Source organism: Paenibacillus sp. EC2-1, assembly GCF_049311625.1.
Taxonomy (GTDB): domain Bacteria; phylum Bacillota; class Bacilli; order Paenibacillales; family Paenibacillaceae; genus Paenibacillus_AQ.
The window spans coordinates 111,497-137,265 of record NZ_CP186006.1; the positions used below are offsets into that span (position 1 = coordinate 111,497).

At 42.6% G+C, this 25,769-nt stretch carries 25 protein-coding genes and 1 riboswitch; of the genes, 10 read left to right on the plus strand and 15 right to left on the minus strand.

Annotation, left to right across the window (positions count from 1 at the left end; genetic code table 11):
• Positions 1–240 precede the first annotated feature (240 nt).
• Positions 241–2,529, plus strand: coding sequence for an ATP-binding protein (locus ACK8P5_RS00520; protein ID WP_422659068.1), 2,289 nt, complete (start codon positions 241–243; stop codon positions 2,527–2,529).
• A gap of 36 nt (positions 2,530–2,565) precedes the next feature.
• The gene (gene rluF / locus ACK8P5_RS00525) at positions 2,566–3,270 is read left to right on the plus strand and encodes a 23S rRNA pseudouridine(2604) synthase RluF (RefSeq protein ID WP_422659069.1); all 705 of its coding nucleotides are present in this window, start codon (positions 2,566–2,568) and stop codon (positions 3,268–3,270) included.
• Between the two features lie 60 nt (positions 3,271–3,330).
• Here rluF and motB read toward each other — a convergent pair whose 3' ends face one another.
• A complete protein-coding gene (motB, locus tag ACK8P5_RS00530) occupies positions 3,331–4,158 on the minus strand; it encodes a flagellar motor protein MotB (protein WP_422659070.1) in 828 nt (275 codons plus the stop codon).
• A complete protein-coding gene (gene motA / locus ACK8P5_RS00535) occupies positions 4,142–4,942 on the minus strand; it encodes a flagellar motor stator protein MotA (RefSeq protein ID WP_422659071.1) in 801 nt (266 codons plus the stop codon). Before motA ends, motB begins: the two co-directional genes overlap by 17 nt.
• A 191-nt stretch (positions 4,943–5,133) precedes the next feature.
• Here motA and ACK8P5_RS00540 point away from each other — a divergent pair, with 191 nt between their 5' ends.
• Positions 5,134–5,427, plus strand: coding sequence for a hypothetical protein (locus ACK8P5_RS00540; RefSeq protein ID WP_422659072.1), 294 nt, complete (start codon positions 5,134–5,136; stop codon positions 5,425–5,427).
• Between the two features lie 90 nt (positions 5,428–5,517).
• Complete coding sequence (locus ACK8P5_RS00545; protein ID WP_422659073.1) at positions 5,518–5,832, plus strand: 4a-hydroxytetrahydrobiopterin dehydratase; 315 nt, start codon at positions 5,518–5,520, stop codon at positions 5,830–5,832.
• 72 nt (positions 5,833–5,904) lie between these two features.
• On the opposite strand, the gene ACK8P5_RS00550 is transcribed toward ACK8P5_RS00545, so the two are convergent.
• The 6 genes from ACK8P5_RS00550 to ACK8P5_RS00575 all read right to left on the minus strand — a co-directional run bounded on the left by ACK8P5_RS00550 (position 5,905) and on the right by ACK8P5_RS00575 (position 11,539).
• The gene (locus ACK8P5_RS00550) at positions 5,905–6,261 is read right to left on the minus strand and encodes a c-type cytochrome (RefSeq protein WP_422661331.1); all 357 of its coding nucleotides are present in this window, start codon (positions 6,259–6,261) and stop codon (positions 5,905–5,907) included.
• Positions 6,262–6,432: 171 nt separating this feature from the next.
• A complete protein-coding gene (locus ACK8P5_RS00555) occupies positions 6,433–6,927 on the minus strand; it encodes a GNAT family N-acetyltransferase (RefSeq protein WP_422659074.1) in 495 nt (164 codons plus the stop codon).
• A gap of 99 nt (positions 6,928–7,026) precedes the next feature.
• Positions 7,027–7,494 (minus strand): C40 family peptidase, encoded by a 468-nt coding sequence (locus tag ACK8P5_RS00560; RefSeq protein WP_422659075.1) that lies wholly within the window; start codon positions 7,492–7,494, stop codon positions 7,027–7,029.
• 413 nt (positions 7,495–7,907) lie between these two features.
• Positions 7,908–8,381: a C40 family peptidase gene (locus ACK8P5_RS00565; RefSeq protein ID WP_422659076.1), complete on the minus strand. Its 474-nt coding sequence runs from the start codon at positions 8,379–8,381 to the stop codon at positions 7,908–7,910.
• A 2-nt stretch (positions 8,382–8,383) separates the two neighbouring features.
• A riboswitch (cyclic di-AMP (ydaO/yuaA leader) is annotated at positions 8,384–8,520 on the minus strand.
• A 194-nt stretch (positions 8,521–8,714) separates the two neighbouring features.
• A complete protein-coding gene (locus tag ACK8P5_RS00570) occupies positions 8,715–9,539 on the minus strand; it encodes a hypothetical protein (protein WP_422659077.1) in 825 nt (274 codons plus the stop codon).
• Between the two features lie 11 nt (positions 9,540–9,550).
• On the minus strand, positions 9,551–11,539 hold the full coding sequence (locus tag ACK8P5_RS00575; protein ID WP_422659078.1) for a M1 family metallopeptidase: 1,989 nt from the start codon (positions 11,537–11,539) through the stop codon (positions 9,551–9,553).
• A 150-nt stretch (positions 11,540–11,689) separates the two neighbouring features.
• Between ACK8P5_RS00575 and ACK8P5_RS00580 the strand changes: the two genes are divergently transcribed.
• The gene (locus ACK8P5_RS00580) at positions 11,690–12,199 is read left to right on the plus strand and encodes a YwhD family protein (protein ID WP_422659079.1); all 510 of its coding nucleotides are present in this window, start codon (positions 11,690–11,692) and stop codon (positions 12,197–12,199) included.
• A 75-nt stretch (positions 12,200–12,274) separates the two neighbouring features.
• Here the strand turns inward: ACK8P5_RS00580 and ACK8P5_RS00585 are convergent, their stop codons facing one another.
• Positions 12,275–13,450: a stalk domain-containing protein gene (locus ACK8P5_RS00585; RefSeq protein ID WP_422659080.1), complete on the minus strand. Its 1,176-nt coding sequence runs from the start codon at positions 13,448–13,450 to the stop codon at positions 12,275–12,277.
• Positions 13,451–13,545: 95 nt separating this feature from the next.
• On the opposite strand from ACK8P5_RS00585, the gene ACK8P5_RS00590 reads away from it, so the two are divergent.
• On the plus strand, positions 13,546–14,292 hold the full coding sequence (locus ACK8P5_RS00590; protein WP_422659081.1) for an endonuclease/exonuclease/phosphatase family protein: 747 nt from the start codon (positions 13,546–13,548) through the stop codon (positions 14,290–14,292).
• A 61-nt stretch (positions 14,293–14,353) separates the two neighbouring features.
• On the opposite strand, the gene ACK8P5_RS00595 is transcribed toward ACK8P5_RS00590, so the two are convergent.
• The 3 genes from ACK8P5_RS00595 to ACK8P5_RS00605 all read right to left on the minus strand — a co-directional run bounded on the left by ACK8P5_RS00595 (position 14,354) and on the right by ACK8P5_RS00605 (position 17,801).
• Positions 14,354–16,618, minus strand: a complete 2,265-nt coding sequence (locus ACK8P5_RS00595; protein ID WP_422659082.1) for a heavy metal translocating P-type ATPase — start codon at positions 16,616–16,618, stop codon at positions 14,354–14,356.
• Positions 16,615–17,016 (minus strand): ArsR/SmtB family transcription factor, encoded by a 402-nt coding sequence (locus ACK8P5_RS00600; protein WP_422661332.1) that lies wholly within the window; start codon positions 17,014–17,016, stop codon positions 16,615–16,617. Before ACK8P5_RS00600 ends, ACK8P5_RS00595 begins: the two co-directional genes overlap by 4 nt.
• 110 nt (positions 17,017–17,126) lie before the next feature.
• Positions 17,127–17,801: a DNA-3-methyladenine glycosylase gene (locus ACK8P5_RS00605; protein WP_422659083.1), complete on the minus strand. Its 675-nt coding sequence runs from the start codon at positions 17,799–17,801 to the stop codon at positions 17,127–17,129.
• A gap of 261 nt (positions 17,802–18,062) precedes the next feature.
• On the opposite strand from ACK8P5_RS00605, the gene ACK8P5_RS00610 reads away from it, so the two are divergent.
• Together ACK8P5_RS00610 and ACK8P5_RS00615 are read left to right on the plus strand one after the other, a co-directional pair.
• On the plus strand, positions 18,063–18,965 hold the full coding sequence (locus tag ACK8P5_RS00610; RefSeq protein ID WP_422659084.1) for a zinc ribbon domain-containing protein: 903 nt from the start codon (positions 18,063–18,065) through the stop codon (positions 18,963–18,965).
• Positions 18,966–18,988: 23 nt separating this feature from the next.
• On the plus strand, positions 18,989–20,518 hold the full coding sequence (locus ACK8P5_RS00615) for a zinc ribbon domain-containing protein (protein ID WP_422659085.1): 1,530 nt from the start codon (positions 18,989–18,991) through the stop codon (positions 20,516–20,518).
• An 87-nt stretch (positions 20,519–20,605) separates the two neighbouring features.
• Here ACK8P5_RS00615 and ACK8P5_RS00620 read toward each other — a convergent pair whose 3' ends face one another.
• The 3 genes from ACK8P5_RS00620 to ACK8P5_RS00630 all read right to left on the minus strand — a co-directional run bounded on the left by ACK8P5_RS00620 (position 20,606) and on the right by ACK8P5_RS00630 (position 24,808).
• Complete coding sequence (locus ACK8P5_RS00620) at positions 20,606–22,663, minus strand: transglycosylase domain-containing protein (protein WP_422659086.1); 2,058 nt, start codon at positions 22,661–22,663, stop codon at positions 20,606–20,608.
• 237 nt (positions 22,664–22,900) lie between these two features.
• Entirely contained in the window at positions 22,901–24,136 is a 1,236-nt protein-coding gene (locus ACK8P5_RS00625) for a tyrosine-type recombinase/integrase (protein WP_422659087.1), read from the minus strand.
• Positions 24,137–24,148: 12 nt separating this feature from the next.
• Positions 24,149–24,808 (minus strand): LexA family protein, encoded by a 660-nt coding sequence (locus ACK8P5_RS00630; RefSeq protein WP_422659088.1) that lies wholly within the window; start codon positions 24,806–24,808, stop codon positions 24,149–24,151.
• A gap of 163 nt (positions 24,809–24,971) precedes the next feature.
• Here ACK8P5_RS00630 and ACK8P5_RS00635 point away from each other — a divergent pair, with 163 nt between their 5' ends.
• Both ACK8P5_RS00635 and ACK8P5_RS00640 read left to right on the plus strand, forming a co-directional pair.
• Complete coding sequence (locus tag ACK8P5_RS00635; protein WP_422659089.1) at positions 24,972–25,226, plus strand: helix-turn-helix domain-containing protein; 255 nt, start codon at positions 24,972–24,974, stop codon at positions 25,224–25,226.
• A gap of 348 nt (positions 25,227–25,574) precedes the next feature.
• Positions 25,575–25,733, plus strand: a complete 159-nt coding sequence (locus tag ACK8P5_RS00640) for a hypothetical protein (RefSeq protein WP_422659090.1) — start codon at positions 25,575–25,577, stop codon at positions 25,731–25,733.
• Positions 25,734–25,769 lie beyond the last annotated feature (36 nt).

Here is a 25,769-nt window from a genome sequence, read left to right on the forward strand (position 1 = left end):
AATCCACAGAAAACATGTGTATTTGTTAGCAAGCTGTGGACATATCTGTGGAAAAAGTACTACTTTTACTTTTTATTTTAGAGAAAGAATAGATCAATATCAATGAAAGCTGCTGTTTGGGTGCTTCCTATCGAAATAAAAGCCGAAATTTCTTTTCAATTAACCTATAGCACGTTATCATAAAATATGACAGGCTATACCAGTTTATTGTCTATGAAGTGTCGAAAGGTGTAGATGCCTTTGTCTATTAAAACAAAATTATCATTGATCATGTCTATTTCTGTCCTTTTTATTTTACTGCTGAATATTGCGCTAAACTTTTATACGACGCAGGAGAACATAAGGCAGGACAGTGAGACCAAAATGGTCATGGCTGCAACTCAGATTGCGATTACCGTGGAGCAGGCAGAGTACAGTTCTAAATATGTGGAAGGTATTTTTAGTGACCAGTTGCGTGTGGCAGCAATAAATGCTGCTAGGGTACTCGATCCTGATTACAGGAATATTACGAATGAAGAGCTTGTGAAGCTTAGTGATGAGCTTGGGGTCGATCATATATCTCTACTCATTCAGAAGAATGATGATATCGTAATTGCTCGTTCTACTGAAGCAGAGGAGATTGGTCTGTCTACGAATACTTGGGGGTACTGGTACAGATCCTTTCAGGAGTTGTTCAAGTATTCAGAAGTGCGAACGGTTCAGGAGGGACATAAGGAGAGACATTTCTGGTCCGGTCCGTTTGAGTATTCAACATCTAAACCTGGATCAATTTTTAAATGGGGATATTATTATGATGGCAAGCGAAATTATATTATTGATCCCTATATTCCCAGTACAAACATTACGGATTTCTCTAAAATAACAAGTCCGGATGTTGTTGTAGAGCAGACTATTCAAGCAAATCCTCGCATTTTGGAAGTGACAGGCATTAATCCATCCACATTCGGCAACATTTATATGGAGAAGAACGGAACAGATTATATTCATTTTAAGTTCGGTAATCGGCCCGTAAAATTCGGAACGTACAACTATGGTAGTTTAAAAGAAGACCAAAAGGCAGTTGATAAGTCGGTTACTACTGGAGAGAATGTCGTTTTTGTTAGCACGATAAACGGAAAGAAAGTAATGAAAAGTTTTATCCCAATAAAGATTGAAAATAAGCCTCCCTACATTATTAGCGTAGTTATGGACTATGAGGCTGTTTCTTCAGTGATGCGTGAACAGATGATCAGCTTAGTAGCTATATCGCTTGTCCTTTTGGAAATCGTCATATTTGGTAGTTATATAGTAGCAGGCTACTTTACAAGGCCAATTCAGGCTATACTGGGAACGGTAAACGATGTAGCCGATGGAAACTTTGAGCCTCGTCTTGAAGTAACAAGCCGTGATGAGCTTGGGCAATTATCGGGTCGGGTTAATGCGATGACTCGAAATTTAGGCCATTATACCAATCAGTTGAAGCAAATGGTTGATGAGAACCAATCGGTTAAAGAGTATCTAGAATCCGTTATTAATCAGACAGCGGATGCAATTCATACAACGGATACCGATGGAACCATTACTAGTGTGAATAAGGCGTTCGAGCAATTATACGGCTGGAAGAGTCATGAAGTGATAGGGCAGAGGCTTGAAATGATTCCGCTAGAAATTCAGGTTGAGGAAATTGAACGACGTAAACGACTAAAGGCGGGAGAAAAACTCTCTTCCATCGAAACGGTTCGTAAGCGTAAAGATGGTACGATGATTGAGGTTAGCATCAGCACCTCTCCGATTCTAGACGATATGGGCAACATTACATCAATGGTAAGTGTGTCACGAGATGTGACAGAACGTAATCGGATGGAAGAATTACTAAGGCGTTCGGAGAAACTAACGACAGTTGGTCAACTTGCGGCTGGAGTAGCTCATGAGATTCGCAATCCACTTACCACTCTTCGGGGATTCTTACAGCTACAACAGCAGACTCATAAAGTAAACCCTGATCATATTGGGCTCATGTTGTCGGAACTTGATCGAATTAACTTGATCGTTAGTGAATTTCTTATTTTGGCCAAGCCTCAGGCTGTACGTTTTCAATATAAGGATTTACGGATCATTATGAATGAGGTCATCTCCTTACTTGATAGTCAGGCGCATTTGTATGGTATCGAATTTAGACTGCATGATACGGATGAGAAAGCGATCGTACATTGTGAAGAGAATCAGCTTAAGCAGGTATTTATTAATGTTCTTAAAAATGCGGTAGAAGCTATGCCGGATGGCGGATATGTTACGATTGAGATCGACAAGGTGAAGCCAGAACAGATTGCAGTGAGAATAAATGATAAGGGGAAAGGAATACCAGCCGAACTGATGCCACATGTTGGGGAACCCTTCATCACGAATAAAGAAGCGGGTACGGGACTCGGTTTAATGGTGAGCCAGCGTATTATACAAGGGCATCAGGGGACATTTGAGATCGAAAGTGAAGAGGGCAAGGGCACTACGGTGACCATTCTGCTACCTTCTGCCGAGAATAATCAAGATTAGAACATAAATTTGTGCAGAGATGGAGAGGATGACATCTTGAGAATTAATAAATTCATCAGTGAGACAGGATTCTGTTCCCGCCGGGAAGCAGACAAGCTTGTAGAGAGTGGTCAGGTTACTATTAACGGAGTAAAAGCTGTTTTAGGTAGTCAGGCTGAGGAAGGTGATGATGTTCGTGTAAATGGGCGTCAGCTCGGCGAGAAGAAGAGCCAGCATGTCTACATCGCTCTTAACAAGCCTGTAGGCATCACTAGCACAACGGAGCTCCATGTTAAAGGGAACATCGTTGATTTTGTTGGTCATAAAGAGCGGATCTTTCCGATCGGGCGACTGGATAAAGACTCAGAGGGTCTTATCTTGCTCACGAGCGATGGGGATATTGTTAATAAAATCCTCCGTTCAGAGGGCAGACACGAGAAAGAGTATATTGTTACAGTTGATCGTCCGATAACGGAAGCATTTGTAAGAGGCATGTCGAGTGGTGTCAAAATACTTGGAGAGATGACGCTTCCTTGTACAATTACGCGCATGTCTGAGCGAGTGTTTCGTATCATCTTAACAGAAGGTAAGAATCGGCAGATTCGGCGTATGTGTAGTGCCTTTGGTTATGAGGTTCGAAAGCTGCAACGTATCCGCATTATGAATATCAAATTAGGTAACCAGAAGACCGGGGCTTGGCGTGATCTTACCGATCAAGAGAAGCAGGAGCTTGGGAAGCTGTTGAATTACAAGTTGACCTAGTTGAACTAAAATATAAACAAACAACCGGCCCTCAGGATGCTTGTCCGAGAACCGGTTGTTTTATTTATTATTCTTAGTTACGCTTGTATACGTATTACTATCTTGGTATTTGCGAATAATAGATACTTCAACACGTCTGTTTTTTGCTTTACCTGCTGTCGTATTATTAGTAGCTATTGGACGATACTCCCCATATCCGGTTGACATAAACCGTTTGGGGTCAAGTGATGGATTCAATAGAAGGATTTTCATGAACTGGAGCGCCCGATCTGAACTGAGATCCCAGTTCGAAGGGTATTTTAAACTGTTCATGGGCACATTATCCGTATGACCGGATACAATAACATCATAGTCTGAGAATTTTTGCAGCAAATTGGATATTTCTTTCGCCAGTATTCGGGCTTCAGGCTTCACGATAGCCTCACCTGGGGCGAAGAGAGCATTATCACGAATCGTGATCATTAGCTGGGATTGATTAAGTTTCGTGCTTAATTCCGTCGTTAATCCGTTACTCTTGATATATGTGTCCAGTTGCTTCTTCAGTTTCTCCAGGTCTTCTTGTTCTTGCTTCTTCAGCTCTTCACGTCTCTTCTCAGCATTACTCTTCTCAGTATTAGGAGCGGGAACGGTGTTATTTGCTTTATTATCACCATCATCAGCAGGATCTTTGCTAGGCTCCGTCTTACTGTAATCAAGTACGCCTGCGCCACCGTTCAGAACAACATTAAATGCTTCGCTCATCTCTTGAAATTTCTTGGCATCCGTGGCGCTCATCGCGTAGAGGACAAGAAACAATGCGAGCAATAAGGTAAGTAAATCTGCATATGGAAGGAGCCAAGATTCGTCTGCGTGCTCCTCGTGGGGCTCGTGTCTAGTCTTTTTGCTCACTAGAACCAGCCTCCCTCTCGTTCATTTCAAGGCGTTCAGAAGGGGTTAAGAAGACGGATAATTTCTGGCTGATGGCAATCGTTGAAACACCCGATTGAATGGATAGAAGACCTTCTACCATCATCAGACGAATTTCCAATTCACGCTTAGATAAACGTTTAAGTTTATTAGCAATAGGGTGACAGATAACATACCCGGTAAAGATACCTAGCAGTGTAGCAATAAAGGCAGCACCTATAGCATGCGCTAGAACAGACATGTCACTCATGTCTGCCAAGGCAGCAATCAAACCAATTACAGCCCCTAATACCCCTAAAGAGGGTGCATACATACCAGCTTGTGAAAAAATAAGTGCACCGGAGCGATGACGTTCTTCTGTGGCATGAATATCTTCCATTAACACATCACTTACAAATTCCTGCTCATTGCCGTCAATGATCATGCGCATTCCGTTGCGTAGAAAAGCATCATCGATTTCTTCGACTTTTGACTCGAGTGCTAACAATCCTTCACGGCGGGTAATGGAAGCATACTCCATGAAGAGGGTAATCAAATCCGTCTTATTCATAAGATTTTGCTTCACGAAGGTCATCTTAACAAGCTTGGGAAACTTTTTGAGTTCCGCTAGTGGAAATCCTATAAATAGAGTAGCTGCGGTTCCGCCGAGTATAATAAGATAAGCAGCGGGATTAACTAAAGCAGTAATGGACGCCCCTTTTAAAACCATTCCGACCAATACTGAAAAAAGACCAAGCACTAGACCAATAATCGTTGAAATTTCCATAATACACCTCATCCATGAGAAATAAATAACGAATCCATTCGTTTTGCGGCCCTTTGAAAAGGGTAGCATTGTGCAAATGAGCGCATTACCCTATTTATCGTCAAGTTAGCCTTTTTTTTTTAGCTGTAATTTCCGGTATAATAAGAGTAAGGAAACTTAAAGGTATGAAGTAACAGAAAGGAGTGAGATCGGTGGGTGTAAAACACGGTCGTGATTATGGAGATATTTTAAAAGATTTAACGGAGGCCGTCGGACGAATACCTGATAGCTACGTTTTTTTTGAGATGGATTCTGAGGATTGGGGCAACCTGAATGACTTGGATCGGAATGAAGTTCACGAGGCCTTGGCAGAGGACTTATTTTATGCGCTAGGTACAGAACCCGTTCTATCTGTAGGCAGTGGCGTTGTCATGCATGATCAAGGAAACCATCGGATACATATTCTTATTGGTGAAGAAGAATTGGCATTTGTAGCTCTCATCTAGATGGGGAATGAACCCTATAGGTAGAGAATAGAATAGATGAATAATTTAGTCCCACATTCGTGGGAGAGGTTTTCCGGGGAGGAAGATAGGATGCTGTATACACAGCAGGAAGTTGAAACACATCTTGAACGGCTTGAGGGCTGGGAATTAGAGCAGGGACGATGGATCATACGTAAATATGCTTTCGGTTCATTTATGAAAGGGATAGCTTTCGTAGATGAAGTAGCAGCCATTTCGGAGGCATTCGGGCACCATCCCTACATTACCATTGATTATAAAACCGTGACACTGCGTCTGACCTCATGGGATGATGGCGGGATTACGGCAGTGGATATCAAAGAAGCACAGCAATTTAACGAAGTATATGAAAAAAGCCGCTCTAGTGAAAATACAGAGCAGCAATAAGAACTGATTATTAAAAAACGCTTGAACAGGGAGAACCCTTATTCAAGCGTTTTTTGCTGTTTATGATAATAATTATTTCTTCTCAGCCAGATAAAGGGCAATATTTGCTATTTCTTCTGGCTTCAATTGTTCTTTAAAGGAAGGCATTGTCTTACGACCCTTCGTAATGACACTAAATATAGCTTCTGCGTCCATATGACCGCCTACTTTATCAAGAGCAGGTCCGGCTCCACCTTGAAGTTGGTCACCATGACAAGTAATACAACTAGCTTTTACGGTTGCTTCAGCTGCGGCAGCGTCTAATGTAACTTCAGGCATGGTTGGCTTGTTTTCTTGAGCAACCTGTTCTTTGCCTGGAAGCGTAAACATTAGCACAAGGGCCAACGTACATGCGACGAAGAACAATCCGCTCATAATCCATTTTTGCATCGTCATATCGTCCCTTCTTATGTATACTACAATAGCTTCTATTATAAACGAACATATAAAGACATCATAGCAGTTGTGACAAAAAAAGCAACAAAACTACGGATATTATAAGAAAAATTACACAAAATTGTGCTATTTTTCATATTCGTATTCCTGTTGTTAGATGATTCTTTACTTCTCTAGCGGCTTATATACCATACAATGAAACAGTGCATTTCCTTCTTTAGTCATCCGCTCGTAAGTATCAGTGATCTGAAACCCAACTTGCTGATAAGTGCGAATTGCGCGCTTATTCCAAGTCAACACCTCTAAATCAATTTCATTCGAGGGTTGTCTTCGTATAGCTTCATCAGTAATACATTTCACGAATCGTTTACCCATTCCAAGGCCACACCAATCAGGGCGCATACCAAGGCCAATTCGCGTGACACCCTCCATTGGGAACAACTGAGCGAAGCCCCACATTCGATCCTGTTCATCCATAATAGATATATATTGCTGACGACGGATATCCGGATCACCAAATTCAATACCGAGACCCTGCATCTGTTCAAAAGGTAGCCAGCCGTATATATTATACGGAGCTGGATACGTCCATTCACAAACTTCAGCTGCTTGGTCGATCGTCATTGGAATGGCATATAGCTGTTCTGTCTGGTGATTCATAAGTTGTCTCCTTTTTAATTGAGTAAGGAAGAAAAAACCGCCAAAAGAAAGGAAGCTTCTCTTCGCGGATATGATTTAGTATGTTATAAAAAAAATGAGTTATTCTGCTGCAAGATTTTCGTAAAATATGTCATCCAGAATTCGTTTGGCGCCAATATATCGTTCTGCGTAGTAGCTATCACTCAAACGATTGGTAACAACACCTCTGGAAGTAGAGGCATGAGCAAACTTCCCATCCCCGATGTAGATGCCTACATGGGATACCCCGCGGCCAGTCGTATTGAAAAACACGAGATCACCCGGGCGCAAATCTTGGCGGGTTATCGTTGTCCCCATCTCGAATTGGGAGCTCGATTGATGCGGGAGCTTTAATCCCAGCGTAGAGAATATGTACATTGTGAACCCAGAACAATCGAATCCGCTTGTTGTTGTTCCGCCATAACTATATTTTGTTCCAAGAACTTGGTCAATTTCTTGATCTAGCTTGCTGTCTGCAAAAGCACTGTTGATCCCAGAAGTAAGTAGGAGAGTGAGGCCGATAACAGATACGCCTAATTTCTTTAGCATATAAAGACTCCTTCCATGCCTGCGAGGTTAGCTTAAGGGTTCGGTTGAAGGCTATTCGGCACAATGTTCTATGTATAAAAGCCCTTACAATAATGATGGAATGATTACACTGATATTCTATCAGAGGGCTTGTCCTGTTGGCAATTGTTTCTTGCTGTCTTTTCGAGTGGTTTAAATGGTTATGTGACGAAGAAAAAAGACAAATAATGATTCAAATTTACCTGAAACATGTTTAATCATCTGCAATAAGGGTAAATCACAAGTAAGACATGATACCTAAGAAAATAATTAAAAATTATTTTATAAAAAGGTGAACTTTTTGCAAGGTCCATACGTTATATAAGTATAAAGAAAAAGCCGCGAAGGAGATTGTAGAGATCTCATCCGGGCTTAGGTAACGGCTTATATGATAATTAATTATAATTGACAGCGACGGCTTTGTACTTACTCGAGCTCATAACACGCTTAGCGCCTATGTACCGTTTTCCGAAGTAACTGGAATTGAGTGCAGTAATGGTAACACCTTTGGAAGTTGAGGAATGTGCAAATTTACCACCGCCTACATAAATCCCAACATGGGATACGCCTCTGCCGGAGGTATTAAAGAATACAAGATCACCAGCTTTTAGATTGCTCTTTGCTACGGCAGTCCCAACTTTATACTGGGATGCGGATGCACGAGGCAATGTGAGTCCAATTTTCTTGAATACATAACTTGTAAATCCAGAGCAATCGAATCCTTTAGTCGTTGTTCCACCCATTTTATATGAGACACCAATGACTGGTTTGATTGCGTTATTAAGCTTGGAATCAGCGAAAGCGCTTCCGGCACTTAATGTAAGAGCGAGTGTAAGTCCGATCGATATGGCTGTTAACTTTTTTTTCAAGAGAAAGCTCCTTCCAATGCCTGCGAGGTTAGCTTAAGGGTTCGGCTGAAGGTTAGCCTATGATCACTCTGTTGCGAGATCAATGCACCCAAGACGGATCCCCCGCTTCCCATGTAAGGGAATTCGGCTTCTTAATGGTATAAAAAATCTAGTTCTAATATTCGACTGTTTATCCATATGAAAAAGTTACAATAAAGATGACAAAGTTGTTACTATCACATTCGTTATTTTAGCAGAGTATTAACAATTTGGCAAACGAGGAAATTATATTTTTATACGAAAAATCCCAATCCTTTGAGAAGGATTGGGATTTTTTTGGAACGAGAGTATTTTTTAACGTTGCTGTTCATGTGTAAGCCATAGCTGGTACTGTGTTGTGATACTCCAGAGCTGGAATAGACTACTTATAAAATAGCTAGCTTGGTGAATGATCAGACCCATTAGTCCAGCCCATAGGAATGATAATCCACTGAGTAATAGAAGCATGACCATTCCCGTTCCACCAATTATGATTGAGATCAGAGTGACCTTTCCGATATGACGCAAGCAGATCCATAAAGCTGATATCATGCTGGTCCCACCTGTTTTTCCGAACTGCATGTAAAGCAGGCACATCCGAAGCAGATACGCGTAAATTAACCAACCAAGGATGTAAGGGGCTAGATGGAGCAAGGCAGAAGGCTCTCGAATAGCCGCGAATAGAAAAGGAAGCATTTTGGGCACCAGCCAATAAGCTGGCATAAAGGTAAATAGAGTCTCAATTATGTAAAACAGGGTTACTGGTTTCCATAATTGTCTCATTCCTTTAAAGAGGAACAATCCTCGCTCTCCCTTTGCCTCCTGATGAAGATTGTAGAGTATACCTGCTTGAATGAGTGGAGTTAGCACCATCCGAATCATTAGCATAAGTATAAGTATCCAGGCATAGGTGTGAACGTCATTACTCTGTAATAAGGCCATTTCTCCCTCATAGAAATACAGCAGCTTACTAAGCTCACTTGGAGCGGGATCAGGAAATCGCATCAGAAGTGGAACAACGGCTGATTTTACGATCCGGTAAAGAAAATATCCCCACAAAAGCTTGTATAAAAACAACAGAATAATAACATAGAACTGATCTTTTACACTGGTCCAGCCTTTGCCTGTATAGCTTTTCATGTTCTCCCCCCTTACCATGACAGGCTGCCGAACAGTGCCTCTACCAGCTTGTTAATGCTTAGGTTCCAGCGCGTGAGCACTTTCGGATCCATTTCCGCCTTCATATAGTTATTAATATGTTTGTTCTCCAGCACGATTGTAAATTTAGGATCAACCATGGCCCACAGTAATGGAGAGCGATGCTCGATTTTGTACTGCGTTGTTTTTTTCTTACCGTCCCATATTTTTTCTACAGTCCTTCCATCTTCGAAGGCGAATGTAATCGGGATGTTCGTAACCGTGCCCCCCTTATTTACGACGGTTACTATAGATTCATATGCAGGCTCCTCGCGTGAACCGGTATTTTTGGTCTCAATTTGTTCAATCGCGACATCAGCCATCTTGTTCCCGTATACGTATTGGTCAAAATAGGACTGCCATGGTTGTTTTGTTAGCTCCTCTACTACCTGTTGGAAATCTTGGGTCGTTGGATGTTTGAAGCGGAATTTTTTCGCATAGGCCATCATGATTTTGTTCATGGTCTGCGTACCGACTAGACGTTCAATATCTTGCAGCACCAGCTTGCCACGTGTGTAAACATTAAGTGCATATTTCTGGTGAGACCCGTATTTCCAAGATTCTTGTTGTAATGGCTCTGGTGAGGAGATGGCTGCAGCTTGGGCTGCCGTATTAGAAGTCACGCCATATTCCTGTTCCATGACTCGCTCCTCAGCATATGAGGTGAAGCCTTCGTCAAGCCATGCTTCTTCAAACTCGTTGCTTGCAATCATACCGTAGAAATATTGGTGTCCAATCTCATGAATGATGGTGCGCTCCAGATCGTACCCGGGTGAATCATTTTTGGCTCCGAAGGCCGTTACAAGTGTCGGATATTCCATTCCTCCTGCACCATTTCCCGCTTCTGGCGGTACAACAATGGATAAGGTCGAGTAAGGATAAGTACCATACCACTTACCGTAAGAGGATAGGGCTGCCTTAGCGGCGTCAAAATACCGATCTTTCAGGTCTTTATGTACCGGATCGAGGTATAGCTTTATTCGTACACCCGGTATGCCTGGAGCAGAGAATGCCTCTTCAGCGACGATAAAGTTTGGTGAAGCCGACCAAGCAAAATCATGTACATCATCGGCATAGAATTGATAGACCTTTTCACCATTCGCTTTTGTAGCTGGCTTGGTTGGGAAACCAGTGGCGGCAACAATATAGTTATCCGGTACGCGAATGCGGACGCTGTAAATGCCGAAATCAGAATAAAACTCTGAATTCCCGTGGTATTGATGGAGATTCCAGCCTTCCTCCTTACGCCCACGTGTTCCTGTAGGTTCATACACACTGATCTTTGGAAACCATTGCCCTGCCATTACAAAATCATCTGCCGTACCCATACGTGCAAAGATTTTAGGCATTTCCACCTCGAATTCCATGATCAATGTATAGCTCTCACCGCCTTTAACAGGGCGTGGAAGGCGTACTTTCACGAGACTCTGATCTTTGACGTTCCCATCGTCAGGCTGCACATATTGAAGACGGTGGAGCAAAGACAGCCCCTCCTCCGTCTTAATTCCCGTAATCTTCATTGAACCAAATCCATCATTAGGCATCTGGTCCGTGCGAAGTCTACCGCCGGATTCTTTCATAAATGTTGTGTCCTTAGAGGCGAATGCGTTGGGATAAAGATGAAAGTATAGCTCGGTTACTGCTTTTTTACCGGGGTGAGTCCAGGTTAGTGTTTGTTTCCCTTTGAGTTTGTTCTCCTCAGGCTCGTACCTGACATCCATGTGATATTCAACAAGCCTGTTGCTCAGTGCAGGAGCAGGGACATCGTACTGAGCTTTAGGTGGAGAGAGTGGAGCCTTTTCCGCGACTGCAGGCTTGCCCGATTCCGGGGCGAGAATAGGTGTTGAAACACGGGTACCCTGCAGAAATAACAGCATTGATCCTCCAAGAAGACCGAGGGCAAGCAGGGATGAAAGAAAGACTTTAGCGCGTGATGGGACCATATCGAACAACCTCCCGTTGACAAGCATCTACAGCATGTATATGTTTGCTTTTGGGTGATTATTAGTTAAAATAAAATATATTGGACTGGTTATCTGAATCAGCGAGGCGGAAGGTCTCTTCCGTTCTTATATATAGGGAGGTTTGCCATAATGGAGAATCAGGAGCAAAACGGGAAGAAGCAGATTGCCCTCAACATTATAAGTAGCAAGAGCAAACATAAAGGGTTCGGTGCAGGCTCGATTGATCTGAATAGTGTATCACCAGTCATTATTGACGGTGGAGAAGCAAAGATTGAAATCGGTGCAATGCACGCGAAGAGTAAAGTGGAACGTGGCATCAAATTTTCTACGAACCGTGAGGATGTACCTAATGGTCGTCAGGTCTGGATCGTATGGGTAGCTGTAGATCGTACGCCGGAAGGACAACATTACGGCGGTATGACTGCGTGTGAAATGTGGATCGATCAGGAAGCGAAGCGGGGCTGGAAGATCCTTGCGGATCATGTTAATAAACTCGATGCAGCTCTGAAACGTAAGATCATTGTCGATGGATTAGGTGATGTGGAGAAAAAGGCTTTGAAAGATCTACTCATCTCCAAGAACGAGGAATGGTGGAACGATTCTTCTGATGAATTTAAGCAGGCGTTGGAAACAGAATAAATAAGGAAAGAAGCCCGGATGCGTTAAGCTGCACCCGGGCTTCTTTATGTCTTGAAGCGTATGAAATGTAATATGTTAGAAGGGCAGGGTGTACGAATACGTCTTATTACTACTTAATAAAGGATGATTGAACGTAAAAGTCAGCTTTTTGTTGTTATATCCTTTGTAAGTCAATGCATCGCCAACATAACCCACTTCATTCGGAGGATATTCAGCTATTAACTTTATTGTTTGTTCATCTAGTAGATCCGGGTAGATGAGGGCAGACTTGTTCCGTGTCGGATGGACTATAAATAAAGTTGATTCTATATAAGGACGTACCAACAAAAAGTCATTCTCAATTGCTTCTACAACGAAATCATCTTTAACGCCGGTTAGGGCTTCAAGATTATAAGTCTTTACAACCTTGCCTGTGGGATGGACCAGTTGTAGCTTGCTACCATTCATGATCGCAACATTTCCTTTAAAGCCGTTCACATTTGATTTTGTGTTCATACCTGCAAAATTAGAGAAGTTAGTAACGCCTTGCTTCACGATTTTACGGTCGTTAATGAGGACACGAATACGAGTCTCGTGGATATGCGGTTCACCATGCCAATTTGTCGCATCTATAACGAAGGTAGATGGATTAATTTTACGAGGCTGAATACGGATCCAATCGATATTCTCGATTTCAACCTTTCCAGCACTTTTCGGGATACTTCCAGCTTGCCCCATTAATAATGTTCCATTATCACGGTTTAACCAGAACAGCATGCCTTCAAAAGAGTTGGAAACATACTGTTGATTTACTTGGAGTGATATGGAGGACTTTCCTTCCCATTTCAGCTTTATTCCAAAGCTTTTAGCGAGTAGCGAGGATGGAACATAAGTGACACCCTGTTTTACGATAGGTGATCCTTCCAAGGCAATAGTGGTTCCTTCGGCATTTACAGCTTTGGACTGCTTCGGAGCTATTCGAACAGACTCCAAAGGACTATTGATATAAACATATTTCTTATTAGGAGTTTGTGTAATGTGTAGATCTACATATTCTGATAATTCTTTAATCGGGACATATAGAACTCCGTTTTTCTTGAATGAGGAATTTTTTAATTCTATCTTTGAAGATACAGTAGGTGTTTCTTTATGAGGTTGGGCTGCAAAGACGGATGGAGTCAAGTCTGGTAAAAGACCGGATATAGGCGTTAAACTTAGCGTTAGAGCGAGTGCTGTAGCCCCGACGATTTTGTATGATTTATTTACAATCATCTTCTACACCTCCATAAGTGATATCTATTAGACGGATATAATTGGGAAATGTTTCGAAGGATTTCATGGTTTAACAACTGAAGGGAGAGATGTTCATGGAAGAGCAAAACAGTTTAGGGGTCATAAGTACAACGGTCATGTCTTATAACATTCAGCACGGAGTCGGTATGGATGGCCAATTGAACCTTCAAAGAATTGCCGCTGTTATTCTTGATTCAGGCGTGTGTATTGTAGGGCTTCAAGAAGTGGATCGATTCTTTAGTGATCGGAGCGACTATAAAGATCAGGCGAAAGAGATAGCTAGCTTAACTGGATATCACTACGTATACGGAGCGAACTTGGATTTTGGACAGGTGGGTGGATTGGCTGAGAATAGTCAGTATGGGAATGCGATTGTAAGCAAGTACCCTATTCTTCGTTCCGATAACATCTTACTTCGTAGCTTTGGTGAAGAGCAGCGGGGGATGTTGCATGCTGTGGTAGATCTGGATGGCATTCATGTGAATGTCTACAATACACATCTTGGGTTGGATGCGCGAAGTAGATTAGCGCAGGTGGAGGAAATTATAGATCTTGTTTCTCGCTCCAATCAACCCAGCATATTAATGGGCGATTTCAATACGGAACCCGAGAGTCCTGAGTTTCAACGATTGTTAGAAAGTGGCCTATTCGTGAACAGTTTTCAAGACATGGAGAATGTCTACACATTCCCATCTACATCTCCAACAGAACTGATCGATTATATATTGATTTCCCCTGGTATAAAGCATCAAAATCAGCATGTAGTCCAAACCGAGGCTTCGGATCATTTGCCGATTGTAGTCGATTTAGTATTCAGATGATAACATGAAAACTCCCCTTCTCTTATAAACGGAGAGAAGGGGATTAGTTTTTTTTATCTAACTATTTAGATGAAGCCGGAGATTTATCTTTGCCAAGCAGGATGGTTAATCCCAAGAGTGTCACGAGAATTGTCGCGCCCATATCGGAAATAATCGCGATCCATAGGGTGAGCAGACCCGGAATGGTCAACAGCAGAGCAATGGCTTTCAGAGATAGCGAGATCGCGATATTCCAACGGATGATGCGGTTTACCTTTCTCGCCGTACGGATCGCATTTGGCAGTTTACCTAAGTGATCCTGCATAAGCACGACATCTGCCGTCTCAATGGCACTGTCTGTTCCTTTACCCATGGCAATACCGAGATCGGCTGCGGCAAGTGCAGGAGCATCATTGATGCCGTCTCCCACCATACCTGTCTTTTGCTTGCTAGCCAGTTCTTTTATCTTCGATACTTTCTCTTCAGGCAGGAGACTTGCGAAAAAGCTCGTTACACCGGATTGCTTAGCGATAGATTGAGCCGACTGTTCGTGGTCACCGGTTAGCATAACTGTATTTGTAATGCCTGCTTGATGCAATTGTCGAATGACCTCAGGCGTTTCCGGACGGATCTCGTCAGCCAAACCGAACAGGCCAAGCACGGAATGCTTATCGGCTGCGACTATAATGGTATAACCCTGCTCCTTCAGAAGCCGGATATCATTACGAACGGTAGCCATCACGGATTCCTGTTCACCTTCTACATGACGAAGAACCTCTTCACTACCTACCCAATAAAGTTTACCGTCAACTTCTGCACGGACACCTTCACCTGGTAATACGGTGGATTGCAGTGGCTCCGCAAAAGTCTTATTCGGCTGCTTGTCAGCTAAGTGTTTCATGACTGCTTTTGCCAGTGGGTGTAAGGATGACTGTTCCACAGATCCGGTAATCGCATAAAATTTATCTTTGTTATATACGGTTTCGGCATATACAGCAGGCTCCCCACGTGTTAACGTACCCGTCTTATCAAAGGCAATAGCTTGAAGTCGTCCAAGCTGCTCCATGTGAACACCGCCCTTGACCAAAATTCCGTTGCGGGCTGCCCTTGTCATACCGCTGACGAGTGCAATTGGAGAGGACAGTACGAGCGAGCAGGGACAACCGACAATGAGAATGGAGAGACCTTGGTACACCCATGTCATCCACGGCTGACCGAATAGCAGCGGCGGAATGATGGTGACGAATAGAGCGATAATCATAATGGCTGGTGTATAGTATTTTGCGAATTTATCGATAAACAATTCCGTTGGTGTTTTGCTATCCTGCGCTTCTTGGACTAAATGCATAATTTTAGCCAAGGAAGAATCCTCGTAGGCTTTGGTTATTTCAACATTCAACAGGCCGTCAGTGCTGACGCTACCTCCGAATACCATATCCCCTTCGCGCTTTGTAACGGGAACTGACTCACCGGTAATCGCAGCTTCGTTGACAGCCCCGGTACCTTGCGAAATGATGCCATCAGAAGGAATCTTCTCTCCTGGGCGGACACGAACAATGTCACCAGGGGAAAGACTTGAAATCGGTACACGCACAGCTTCGCCATCTCGAAGCAGCTCTGCCTCTTTAGGTGCAGCCGCCAGCAAAGCTTCCATCGACTTACGGGCACGGTTCATGCCGTAGCCCTCAAGCATTTCGTTCAGACCGAATAATATGGCTACTAGCGTCGCTTCGCGCCATTCGCCGATAATCACGGCACCAACAAGTGCAACCGTCATCAGCGTATCCATATTAAACTTGAACTTTGTTAAATTCCGAAGTCCCCGTAGAAACGTGGTATATCCGCTCATAATCATAGCTGCAGCATACAAAGTGATAACAACAGGTGCTGGAACTTGGTCGGTAAGAACAAATGTTAGGAGATAAAAGACAGCTGAAATGGATAGCAACCATTTCATCTTCTTACCTTCACTATGACTATGATCATGTCCATGACTGTGGCCTTCACCATGGTCGTGACTATGGGCATGGTTGCTGTGATCGTGAGAATGCCCAGGCTGGCCAGCATTTGTAGAAGTTGCAGCAATTGAGTCTGTTAGATTAACAATGCGGGCACCGTCGCTTTTTAATATTCCCTCTACGCGCTTTAAATCCACATTAGGGGAGAGAGTTAGCTTTCCACTGTTATAGCTCAGTTTGGCATTCTTGCCATGTTCAAGCTTCTGGATCTCTTCTTGCATTTCGCGAGTACAGTTAGGACAGGAAAGCCCTTGTACCCGGTACTCTGTGAGATCATCGCTACTATTGTTATTATTACGGCTAGTTGCAGAATCGTTATAAGTGCTCATGCTTCCACCTTCTCCTTCTGATGTTCCAGTGTCATATGAAGCAGGGTACGAATATGATCGTCTTTTAAGGAATAAAAAACATTTTTGCCTTCTTTGCGTGATTTAGCGATCGATTTATTCTTTAAAGTCCTGAGATGGTGAGATGCAGTCGCTGTTGAGCTCCCAAGCACTTCAGCCACATCACATACGCAAAGTTCACCACCTCGATCGAGCATGTAGGCCACTTTAACACGTGTAGGATCGGACAGAGCTTTGAAAATTTCAGTCATTCCAATAATGTCATCTTCGAATATCGCTTGTTTCAGTTGTGATACCTTCTCAGCCGTTGGACAAAAGGCTTCGCATATATCTTGGTTTTCAACAATCGATAGTGATTCTTTATTTACCGTCACATGTATAACCTCCCTCGCTGTATCCATAACTCGATCTTATTTACGGACTATTATATTCAAACGTAGGTTTGATTGTTAGTTCAAATATACGCCAAATCCGCTTAATATTCAAACGTTTATTTGATTGTTAATGCTTTTTTATCTACGACAGAAACATATGGATTGCCCTCAATATAAAAACGCCAAGGCTTGCTTGCGTACTCCTCTGCATAGGGAATGTTGATGCGAGGTGCTTGGACAATGGGGAGATTCGATGAATTTTCACCAAGTTCAAGGTATAGAGGCCCATCCAAATGGTTCAACTGACAACCGTTCAGGCTCTTATCAATACGAAGTGCGCGACATAGTTTACCGGGACCGTTGCTTAGATTAGCAGGCTTTCCGCCAGGTATTTTACCACGATATAATTGCATGAGTTCTGCGTCTCGGCTAGTTAAAGGTTCTACGGCTCTAATTAGTATTGCTTGCGGATCGTTCTCATAACTTGTGACGACATTGACGCAGTGGTACATGCCATAGATGAGATATACATAACATGTCCCGCCAGCTTGAAACATTGTTTCTGTACGAGCTGTTCGTCTGGCGCCATAGGCGTGAGAGCCTTTGTCTTCTTTGCCCCCGTAACTTTCTGTCTCTACAATTTTGCACCGAATCTCCCCGTCCTCTGTGCACCGAACCAATGTCTGTCCGAGAAGCCTTGGGGCTGATTCGAGAGCTGTACCGGTGTAGATAGAAGGAGGCAGTGGTTGGCCGTACGGATACGGATAAATCTGTTCTTTTTTATCTAACATTGTGGCGAGCACCTTTCTTAACTCTTAGTCACGTTCTATGTAGAAGCCTTATATATAGTATAAACAAAACCAGGCATACCTCTTCGCGATACAAGCAAACAGACGTAAGAAAATACTTCCATTAGCATACTGCCGCATTTATACTATTACCAAATATAGTGCTAGGCTCACATACTGTGGGAATTAACATATTTATTGTGAAGCACATAAATCAGGTACATAGGTAATTGATCGGAGTGCGACTAACAGGGAGGAAAGATGATGCGTTGTGAGATTTGCGGGCACGAGAACGAACAAGGAAAGTTTTGCGAGAAATGTGGAGCCAGGTTTGACACCCAACTAGAGGAGCCTGTTAAAATCCAGACGGTTGACCATCAGGAGGTGACAGGTGATCTTTCTAATTCATCATTTTCTGGTGTCGAAAGGACTGTAAATCGGGAAACGGCAGTCGGTAGCCCACCGTCTCTTCATGTATTTACAACACAGTCGCCACCGAAGGCTGCATCTAACGGGGCAGTAGGAGACGAGAGTGCTCAGACCAATCCGTATTTGGAGAGCGCTAAACAGAATTCAAAGGTCTATTTGGATTATTTTGTAAAAGGGCTGAAAAGTCCGCTTGCAGTGACCCACAAAACAGGAAGTGAGCAATTACTAAATGGCACCATATCGATGGTGATTTTTGCAATCCTGTTTCCGCTCATGATTTATTTGTCTGTTGGGTCAGAAGCCCGGAATTTCTTCAGTAGTAGTCCATTTGTTGATTTTGCATTAAAACCTGCATTTTGGCTGGCCGTCTTTATGCTTCTGATTGCGGTTTATACATTCGGAGCTGTAAAGGTATCCACGAATCCGAAGGCCGATCTGAGAGAAATTATTGCCCGTTTTGGGACTATGCTCATTCCTTTTATCGTTATTTCTCTCATTGCTTTTCTTTTTATCCTAATGGGAAGCTCGATTGGAGGAGCATTCTTGAGTATCTCGCTCGTAGGTGGAATTTTTACGATTCCAGCTCTTATTACGATGAGTTACAAGCGTGAAGGGCCTGGGGGACTTGATACGCTGTATGCTATTCTGCTGATTTATGCAGCTATATTCCTGACGATGCTGATCATTGGTGACTCAATCGGGTCCATGTTTAGATCGGGTAATATGTTTGGCTTTTAAAAAAACGAAGGGAAACATTCGACATGAGAGTTTGCAACGAATGCGGTATACAAGTATCTGAGCAGGCGCAGTTTTGCAAAGAATGCGGGGCTTCCTTAGCGGATGCGCAGGCAGAAAGTGCTGCATCTATTTCTGTCGTATCATCCCCGGCATTTAGCGGTTCTACAGCTGCTCCTGTAAGTATGAACCGGAAACAGAAAGTTTTTTTGTTACTAGGTATGCTGTTGCTCGTTGTTCTGTTCGGAGGCTATAAAGCGGGACAATATTATACTTCAGAGGAACGGCTCATCGGGCGGTTTGAACAGGCACTGGACTCCCAAGATCCTAAGGCCATTGCAAAGTTCTTAACTTCTAAGGATGAGAACTTGGTCATTGATGAGAAATCGATTACTGGCTTTGTAAGATACTTAGATCAGAACCCAGATGAGAAGCAGGGGATTCTCAATACGTTGAGAGAACAGGTGATTCTAGGGGAACAAGCAGCCAAGGATAACAGTCTGGATCAACTGCTCCCAGGGTTTGGATTAAGTGGAGTGGTTAATCTTGAAAAGAGTGGTAAGACGCTATTTTATGATACATACTCGCTTACAATGGACGCTGTATATATTTCTGTCGAAACAAACTTTGCGGGTACTGTTTTGTCTGTGAATGGTCAACAAGTTTCTGTAGCTGATAAACCAAACTTTGCGGCTAAGCTAGGTCCGTATGTACCCGGGTTATATCAAGTCGAGGCCAGATTCAAGAATGAGTTTATTGATCTAAAGAACACGGAGGATCTAGAACTTTTGGATGCCAAAACTTCCTATGCTGCATTCTTGGGGCTAGAGGGTGAGACGGTAAGGTGGGATAGCCGCTTTTCTGAACAGCCGGAATTGAACGGCCGATTGTACATCAATGGTAAGAAGGTTGAAGTCAATCCCTTTGAAAACCCTGAGTTCGGACCGGTTACAACCGATGGATCGATGACGCTGGCCGTAGAGGCAGATTTCCCTTTCGGGACGGTAAGAAGTTCGGAGGTTATCATCGATAAAAAATTTATCGTTCTTGATTTTACAAGGCAGGACAATATCCAGAAGTCGATTAAAGATACTTTGGTGAAGCATGCAAAAGAGAACTTAGCTGCTTTTGCATCTGGAGATATGGACAAGCTTACATTATCAACGGATAAGTATATAAATGTACTCCAAAGTATCGTTTCTCAGTTTAAGGAGAGCGGTTATGCCTACAAGTCCAAGTATATAGGTACTGTGTTTGATATGGGATCGATGGATCTTGATCTCCGAAGTGGCGTATGGCAGATGACAGTGGTCACTCAGCCTTTGATCGAAGCTGCTACTTTTGTAGAAGGAGAATCACCGCCCTTAGAAATGCAGGAGGCATTTAGTTTGACTGGTCTTGTATATGATGAGGATCAAAAGATCTGGAGGATTGATTTCATCTCCAATACGTGGGGCTTCAAGACCAATGAGCTAGAGGAGCATAAGGAAGAGAACCCCGTAACATTCGAGTCGACTTGGAAAGAGATCGCAAAACTGGACGCCAAGGCTATATAATATAGCTGGACGAGTGTGAATAATTGAATAAGCCCTGCACGGATAGGTATCCATGTGCAGGGCTTATATGTGTAAGGGATCTAGAATCTATTCGATCCACCAACGCTTGAAATCAGACCACCAGGAGCGTTCCTCTTGCTTAACCGTATCGGTAGCGGGTGGAACTGTTTTTTGCTTACCTCCATGCGCATCACAGTATTCCGTTGGCTCCGTTCCCTTGACGAATACTTCGAGCGACTTCTCCGGACAGTCCGCGTCAGCCAATTTACCAGTCTTTGAATCGATATAGGTGCTAACAACATTCTCGGGAATAGGAAAAATTTTTGGGGGCACGTTTTCTAATGCTTTTTCCGTATACTCTGCAAAAATCGGTGCAGCCCGCCGCCCTTCTAATGAAGTTATCTCTCTTCCCTTGTCATACCCTACCCATACAGCTGTAGATAACTCAGGGGTATAGCCAACTAGCCAAGCATCGGTATCCGTTGTTCCAGTCTTACCGGCGACGGGGCGCTTCAGCAGCGCAGAGACTCGTCTTCCTGTACCTCCTGTATCAAATACCCCCTCCATCATTCGAGTCATGACATAAGCGGCTGCCGGTTCTACGATCTGCTCGCCTTTAACCTCAGGGGCGGTATAAAGATTTCGTCCTGCTGCATCGGTAATGCGAAGTACAGCTACCGGGGGCATGCGCTGGCCGTTACTTGCAAGTACAGCGAAGGCAGATGCCATCTCAAGAGGACTGATTGGTGAAGTCCCAAGAGCGAGGGATGGAACGGGATCAAGAGAACTGGTTATCCCCATTTTTTTGGCCATATCCGTTACTTGGTCCGGCCCAATCTGCATAATCGTATTAACGGCATAAATATTATCTGATGCGGCAATAGCTTGACGCATATTGATCTCACCAAGGTATTTGTCACCAAAGTTATTGGGCTGATACGTCTTGCGGTTGTTATCATAATGGAATAGCGTTGGTTCGCTGTTGAACATTGTAATTCCCGTCATTTGATGAGAGGCAATAGCTGTCAGGTACATAATGGGTTTAAATGTGGAGCCAGGCTGTCTTGTTTTAGCAAGGGCGTGGTTATATTGGTTTGTCCGATAATTTTTGCCCCCAACCATCGCTTTGATATGACCATTTCGCGGATCTATAGAGACAAGTGCCGTTTCGAGCTCGCTTTTACTGTCCATTTCTTTAGCCACCGCTTCCTCCGCTGCCTTTTGAGCCTGTGGATCCAGGGTGGTGTAGATGTTTAGTCCGCCTTTTTCCAATTGTGCTTCAGTAATATCAAGCTTACTGGATATAAGTCCACGTACATAATCTCGAAAAAAAGAAGCAATGACCTTATCTTGCTGACGGTCTTTAGGCAGTATGGTTAGCTTAATGGCAGCCGCTTTGTCGGCTTCAGCTTGCGTGATTTCACCGGTTTCCACCATGGAATTAAGCACGATTTTCTGTCTGTTCACTGCATGATCGAGATGGTTGTAGGGGGAATAATAGGTAGGTCCTTTCGGAATTCCTGCCAGTAGGGAACTTTCGGCTAGGTTAAGATCTTTAGCCGATTTTCCAAAATACATTTGTGATGCTGATTCAATACCATGGGCACCGTGTCCGTAATAAATTTCATTTAAATACATTTCTAATATTTCAGCTTTACTATATTTCATCTCGATTTGAGCTGTGAATTTGGCTTCTTTTAGTTTTCGGGTGAACGTCTTCTCATGGGATAAATACAAATTTCGGGCCAGCTGCTGGGTTAGTGTACTTGCACCTTGCTTGCTGTCCATATGCTGCAAATTAACAAGCACAGCTCTGGCCATTCCTTTAAGGTCAAATCCGGGATGATCGTAAAATTTTCGGTCCTCGACCGCTAATGTAGCCTTCACCAGCATCGGAGAGATGTCCGCTAGTGTGACTTTCTCAGATGTACTTCCTGTAGGTGAGAAGGTGGCGATTACTTCGCCGTGATTATCCAGCAGCCTTGACGAGCGCTCGGTTTCTGCCATAGGCAGAGGTGTAATGTACAGATAAGCAAGCAGGATGCTGCCCGCAATGACGGAAAGTCCAAGGAATCCGAATAGAACAATGGCGAGTCGAACCCATCTTTTTTTACGTTTATGCGGCTTATGATCATGCCCCGCCATATGAATGCTCCTCTCAATCGTGTTGTTATTATTATGGTGCTGGATGTGAAAGGATATTCATAGATTTGGCAGATGATTTTGCTATTATGTGTGCCTGCTAGATAATTTGGTTGCAATTTGGGCTTGATTTAATATAATACAATTTGTTTTGTACAACAAAAGAAAACCCTTTATATAAAAGGGTTTCCAATGGAATTTATATATTTATGACCACAGTTTGCCCACCAAAACAGGAAATTAAATACCTCTCATCAGTTCAGCAAATTTTTGAGAGGCTAGCTTCTTCATTTCTTTTGTTACATGAAGGTAAATCAGTCTGGTCGTTTGGTCATCCTTGTGCCCAAGTCGGTCCATTATTGCTTCTAGTGGCAATCTTGCCTCTGCAAGCAAAGAAGCGTGAGTATGCCGGAGAGAGTGGGGGGTGAGTTCAGTATTTAACCCAGCTATTTTCAAAAACTTCTTCATGTGTCGAACAAAAAGATTTCTATGTTCTGGGTAACCAGGATTTCTATCTGTGTTTGCGAATATAAAATTGTGTTTGTCATAGTAAATATTCCTCTTGGACATTTTGAATTCTTTTTGCATTTTAATTTGCTTCTCTAATAATTCAACCACAGATTTATCAATGTCAATTGTTCGTCTTGATGTTTTTGTTTTTGGTTTTTTCAATTTAAACTCACTTGCTTTACATTTACCGTTATAAACGGTCTTGTTAATTCTTAATCGACAATCCTCAGAAAACAAATCCTCTTCGCAGAGAACCGACAATTCGCCAATTCTAATGCCGCAGTATGCCAAGGTATAAAAAGCCGAATAATCTTTAAACGTTCCATGTATCCTTACTGTCTCCAGAAATTTTGCTAACTCTTCCTTTTCAAGATACTTTGGCAGCTCTTCTTCATCGTCTATAACATCGTATTGCTTATCAATTCTAGGTATCTTAGAATGTTCAGTTGGATTATTTTTTACATATCCGTGAATGACTCCCCATTCAAACAACATTTGCCCTGTATTATGTGTACTAATTAACGTTTCTTGAGCGTATCCTTCATCTTTATTTTTTCCGCCAGGTTCTTTCATTTTAATTAACATGTCTTGATACATTTTGGGGGTGATTTGGGGGACTGGTATTTTATCGAAGTATCTTAACATACGTTGAATAGCATGGCGACGTATATCTACGGTACCATCCGATATACCCCCGATAGATTGGTAGTGTTTTAGCCACTCCTTTGAAAAATCTCTGAAGCTGACTTTTTTTTCTTTGACATATGTACCGTTTTTGTATTGAATTTCAATTTCTTTTGCCGCAGCTAAAGCTTCTGCCTTAGTTTTGAATCCACTACCTGGTATTTGTATTCTTTCTCCTGTAACAGGATCTTTGCCGCAGTTAGCTGTAAAGGACCACGTAGCGCCACATTTGCACTTCTTCTTGTTCTCGCACTTGCAACCTCTACGCCTTGCATATGGCACGTTTCATCACTCCTATTCAAAATCAATTTTGAAGTGGCCTCTGTAAACGCCGCATATTGTTATTTCGCTCGGATAAACTTCCTTGATTTCATATTCTTCGTTTTCAGGAACAAGCGAAATAACCGGGGACCCTTCGGTCCATTTAATACGCTTCAACATTCCTTCTTCACTATCTTTAAGCAAGACAGCAACGATTTGACCGTTGTATTCTGCCCATGGTGCTTTTTTTAGATAAACTATGTCTCCTGGATCTATACCTGCACCAATCATAGAGCTTCCTTTTACTCGCAAGGCGTAATCTGGTTGTGTTTTATTGGGGAATGGATAGAATATTCTATCTTCGACATTTTGTTCTGCCAGTATACCGTTTCCGGCACAAATAGTTCCTATAAGTGGTATTCCAACAGGATCGTATCCTCCGTTGTCAACAGAAGCCAAGGAGCTATTTATTTCTTTAGCATGAACACCCAAAGCTTCAGCTATAGTTTGTTGGATACTTGGTGCCATCATTGTTTTTGCGTTGAGGTAATCAGAGACTGCACTAGTGGATAGTCCAGATAATTCACTGAGGTCTTTTTGAGTGAGTCCTTTTTTGATTAAAATAGATTTTAAATTTTCTGCGATATCACGCATGATTTTTCTTTCTACCTCAGTGATTCTTTTCCTTGCCACAATACAAACTCCCTTTCCTTCAATATGTTTATCCGTATTATACGGATTATTTTCCTTATTGTAAATATCAAATCCGAAATTTACGGTTAAAAAGTCGATACACAAGCTTGACAATCCGAGTTTACCGGATTAACATAAAGACACGGAAGGAGGTGAAGCCAGTATGGAACCTTTCAAGATAACCCTTCGCGCTGCTAGAGTTAATTGCGGATTAACTACAAAGGAGGTTGCTGAGTATACAGGGAAGTGCTTTGATACTATCAACAAGTATGAATTAGACAGCACTAACATCCCTCATGAATTAATGGTTAGTCTTTTGAACCTGTATAAAGTTCCTTTTTCGTATATTTTTTTTGGCAGAGAGTCCGAGAAACTCGGATTCAATAGAGCAAAAAAATCACGACGCAAAACATCATAACAAAAAAGGGGTGATTTTAAATTATGGTATCCAGAAATGATCTCCCAAATAACTTAACTGCGAAGAACATTCATGACTTTACAAATATTAAGTTGAGAACTGTTTATGATCTTATGAACAAAAGCCCTGAAAACGGTGGTATTCCTGATGTTTTTAAAATCGGGAAGCCACTGTACGCTCCACGAGAAGCATTTCTTAAATGGTGGGACCAACAACGAGATAATGGACGGCTCCACAAGTCAATTTGAAAAATGAAATGGGTGAGATGGTATGAAGGATGTTTTTACTAAAAGGGACAAACTTCGGAGGAATGTTCGAAATAGATTGAACTTGCTATACCGCAGATTCATGGATGCTGAAAGTTTAAATGATATTCAATCTATGGTGAGAATTGGTGATGAAATAAGAAAACTCCGTTCAAGTATTCTTATGATCGATCCTCTAGAAGTATCTGAGCCAATTAAACGAAAGATGGACAAAAGAAAAAGACCACGCCTGCCAGCGTGATCATCTGCTTTTAAAAAATTTAATTACTGGAATTAT

Bases quoted from the DNA above. Each gene is read 5' to 3' on its own strand.
- motA (WP_422659071.1), bottom strand. From the start codon at position 4,942: ATGGAAATTTCAACGATTATTGGTCTAGTGCTTGGTCTTTTTTCAGTA.
- ACK8P5_RS00545 (WP_422659073.1), top strand. From the start codon at position 5,518: ATGCTGTATACACAGCAGGAAGTTGAAACACATCTTGAACGGCTTGAG.
- ACK8P5_RS00550 (WP_422661331.1), bottom strand. From the start codon at position 6,261: ATGCAAAAATGGATTATGAGCGGATTGTTCTTCGTCGCATGTACGTTG.
- ACK8P5_RS00555 (WP_422659074.1), bottom strand. From the start codon at position 6,927: ATGAATCACCAGACAGAACAGCTATATGCCATTCCAATGACGATCGAC.
- ACK8P5_RS00560 (WP_422659075.1), bottom strand. From the start codon at position 7,494: ATGCTAAAGAAATTAGGCGTATCTGTTATCGGCCTCACTCTCCTACTT.
- ACK8P5_RS00570 (WP_422659077.1), bottom strand. From the start codon at position 9,539: ATGAAAAGCTATACAGGCAAAGGCTGGACCAGTGTAAAAGATCAGTTC.
- ACK8P5_RS00575 (WP_422659078.1), bottom strand. From the start codon at position 11,539: ATGGTCCCATCACGCGCTAAAGTCTTTCTTTCATCCCTGCTTGCCCTC.
- ACK8P5_RS00580 (WP_422659079.1), top strand. From the start codon at position 11,690: ATGGAGAATCAGGAGCAAAACGGGAAGAAGCAGATTGCCCTCAACATT.
- ACK8P5_RS00585 (WP_422659080.1), bottom strand. From the start codon at position 13,450: ATGATTGTAAATAAATCATACAAAATCGTCGGGGCTACAGCACTCGCT.
- ACK8P5_RS00590 (WP_422659081.1), top strand. From the start codon at position 13,546: ATGGAAGAGCAAAACAGTTTAGGGGTCATAAGTACAACGGTCATGTCT.
- ACK8P5_RS00595 (WP_422659082.1), bottom strand. From the start codon at position 16,618: ATGAGCACTTATAACGATTCTGCAACTAGCCGTAATAATAACAATAGT.
- ACK8P5_RS00605 (WP_422659083.1), bottom strand. From the start codon at position 17,801: ATGTTAGATAAAAAAGAACAGATTTATCCGTATCCGTACGGCCAACCA.
- ACK8P5_RS00610 (WP_422659084.1), top strand. From the start codon at position 18,063: ATGCGTTGTGAGATTTGCGGGCACGAGAACGAACAAGGAAAGTTTTGC.
- ACK8P5_RS00615 (WP_422659085.1), top strand. From the start codon at position 18,989: ATGAGAGTTTGCAACGAATGCGGTATACAAGTATCTGAGCAGGCGCAG.
- ACK8P5_RS00620 (WP_422659086.1), bottom strand. From the start codon at position 22,663: ATGGCGGGGCATGATCATAAGCCGCATAAACGTAAAAAAAGATGGGTT.
- ACK8P5_RS00635 (WP_422659089.1), top strand. From the start codon at position 24,972: ATGGAACCTTTCAAGATAACCCTTCGCGCTGCTAGAGTTAATTGCGGA.
- ACK8P5_RS00640 (WP_422659090.1), top strand. From the start codon at position 25,575: ATGGATGCTGAAAGTTTAAATGATATTCAATCTATGGTGAGAATTGGT.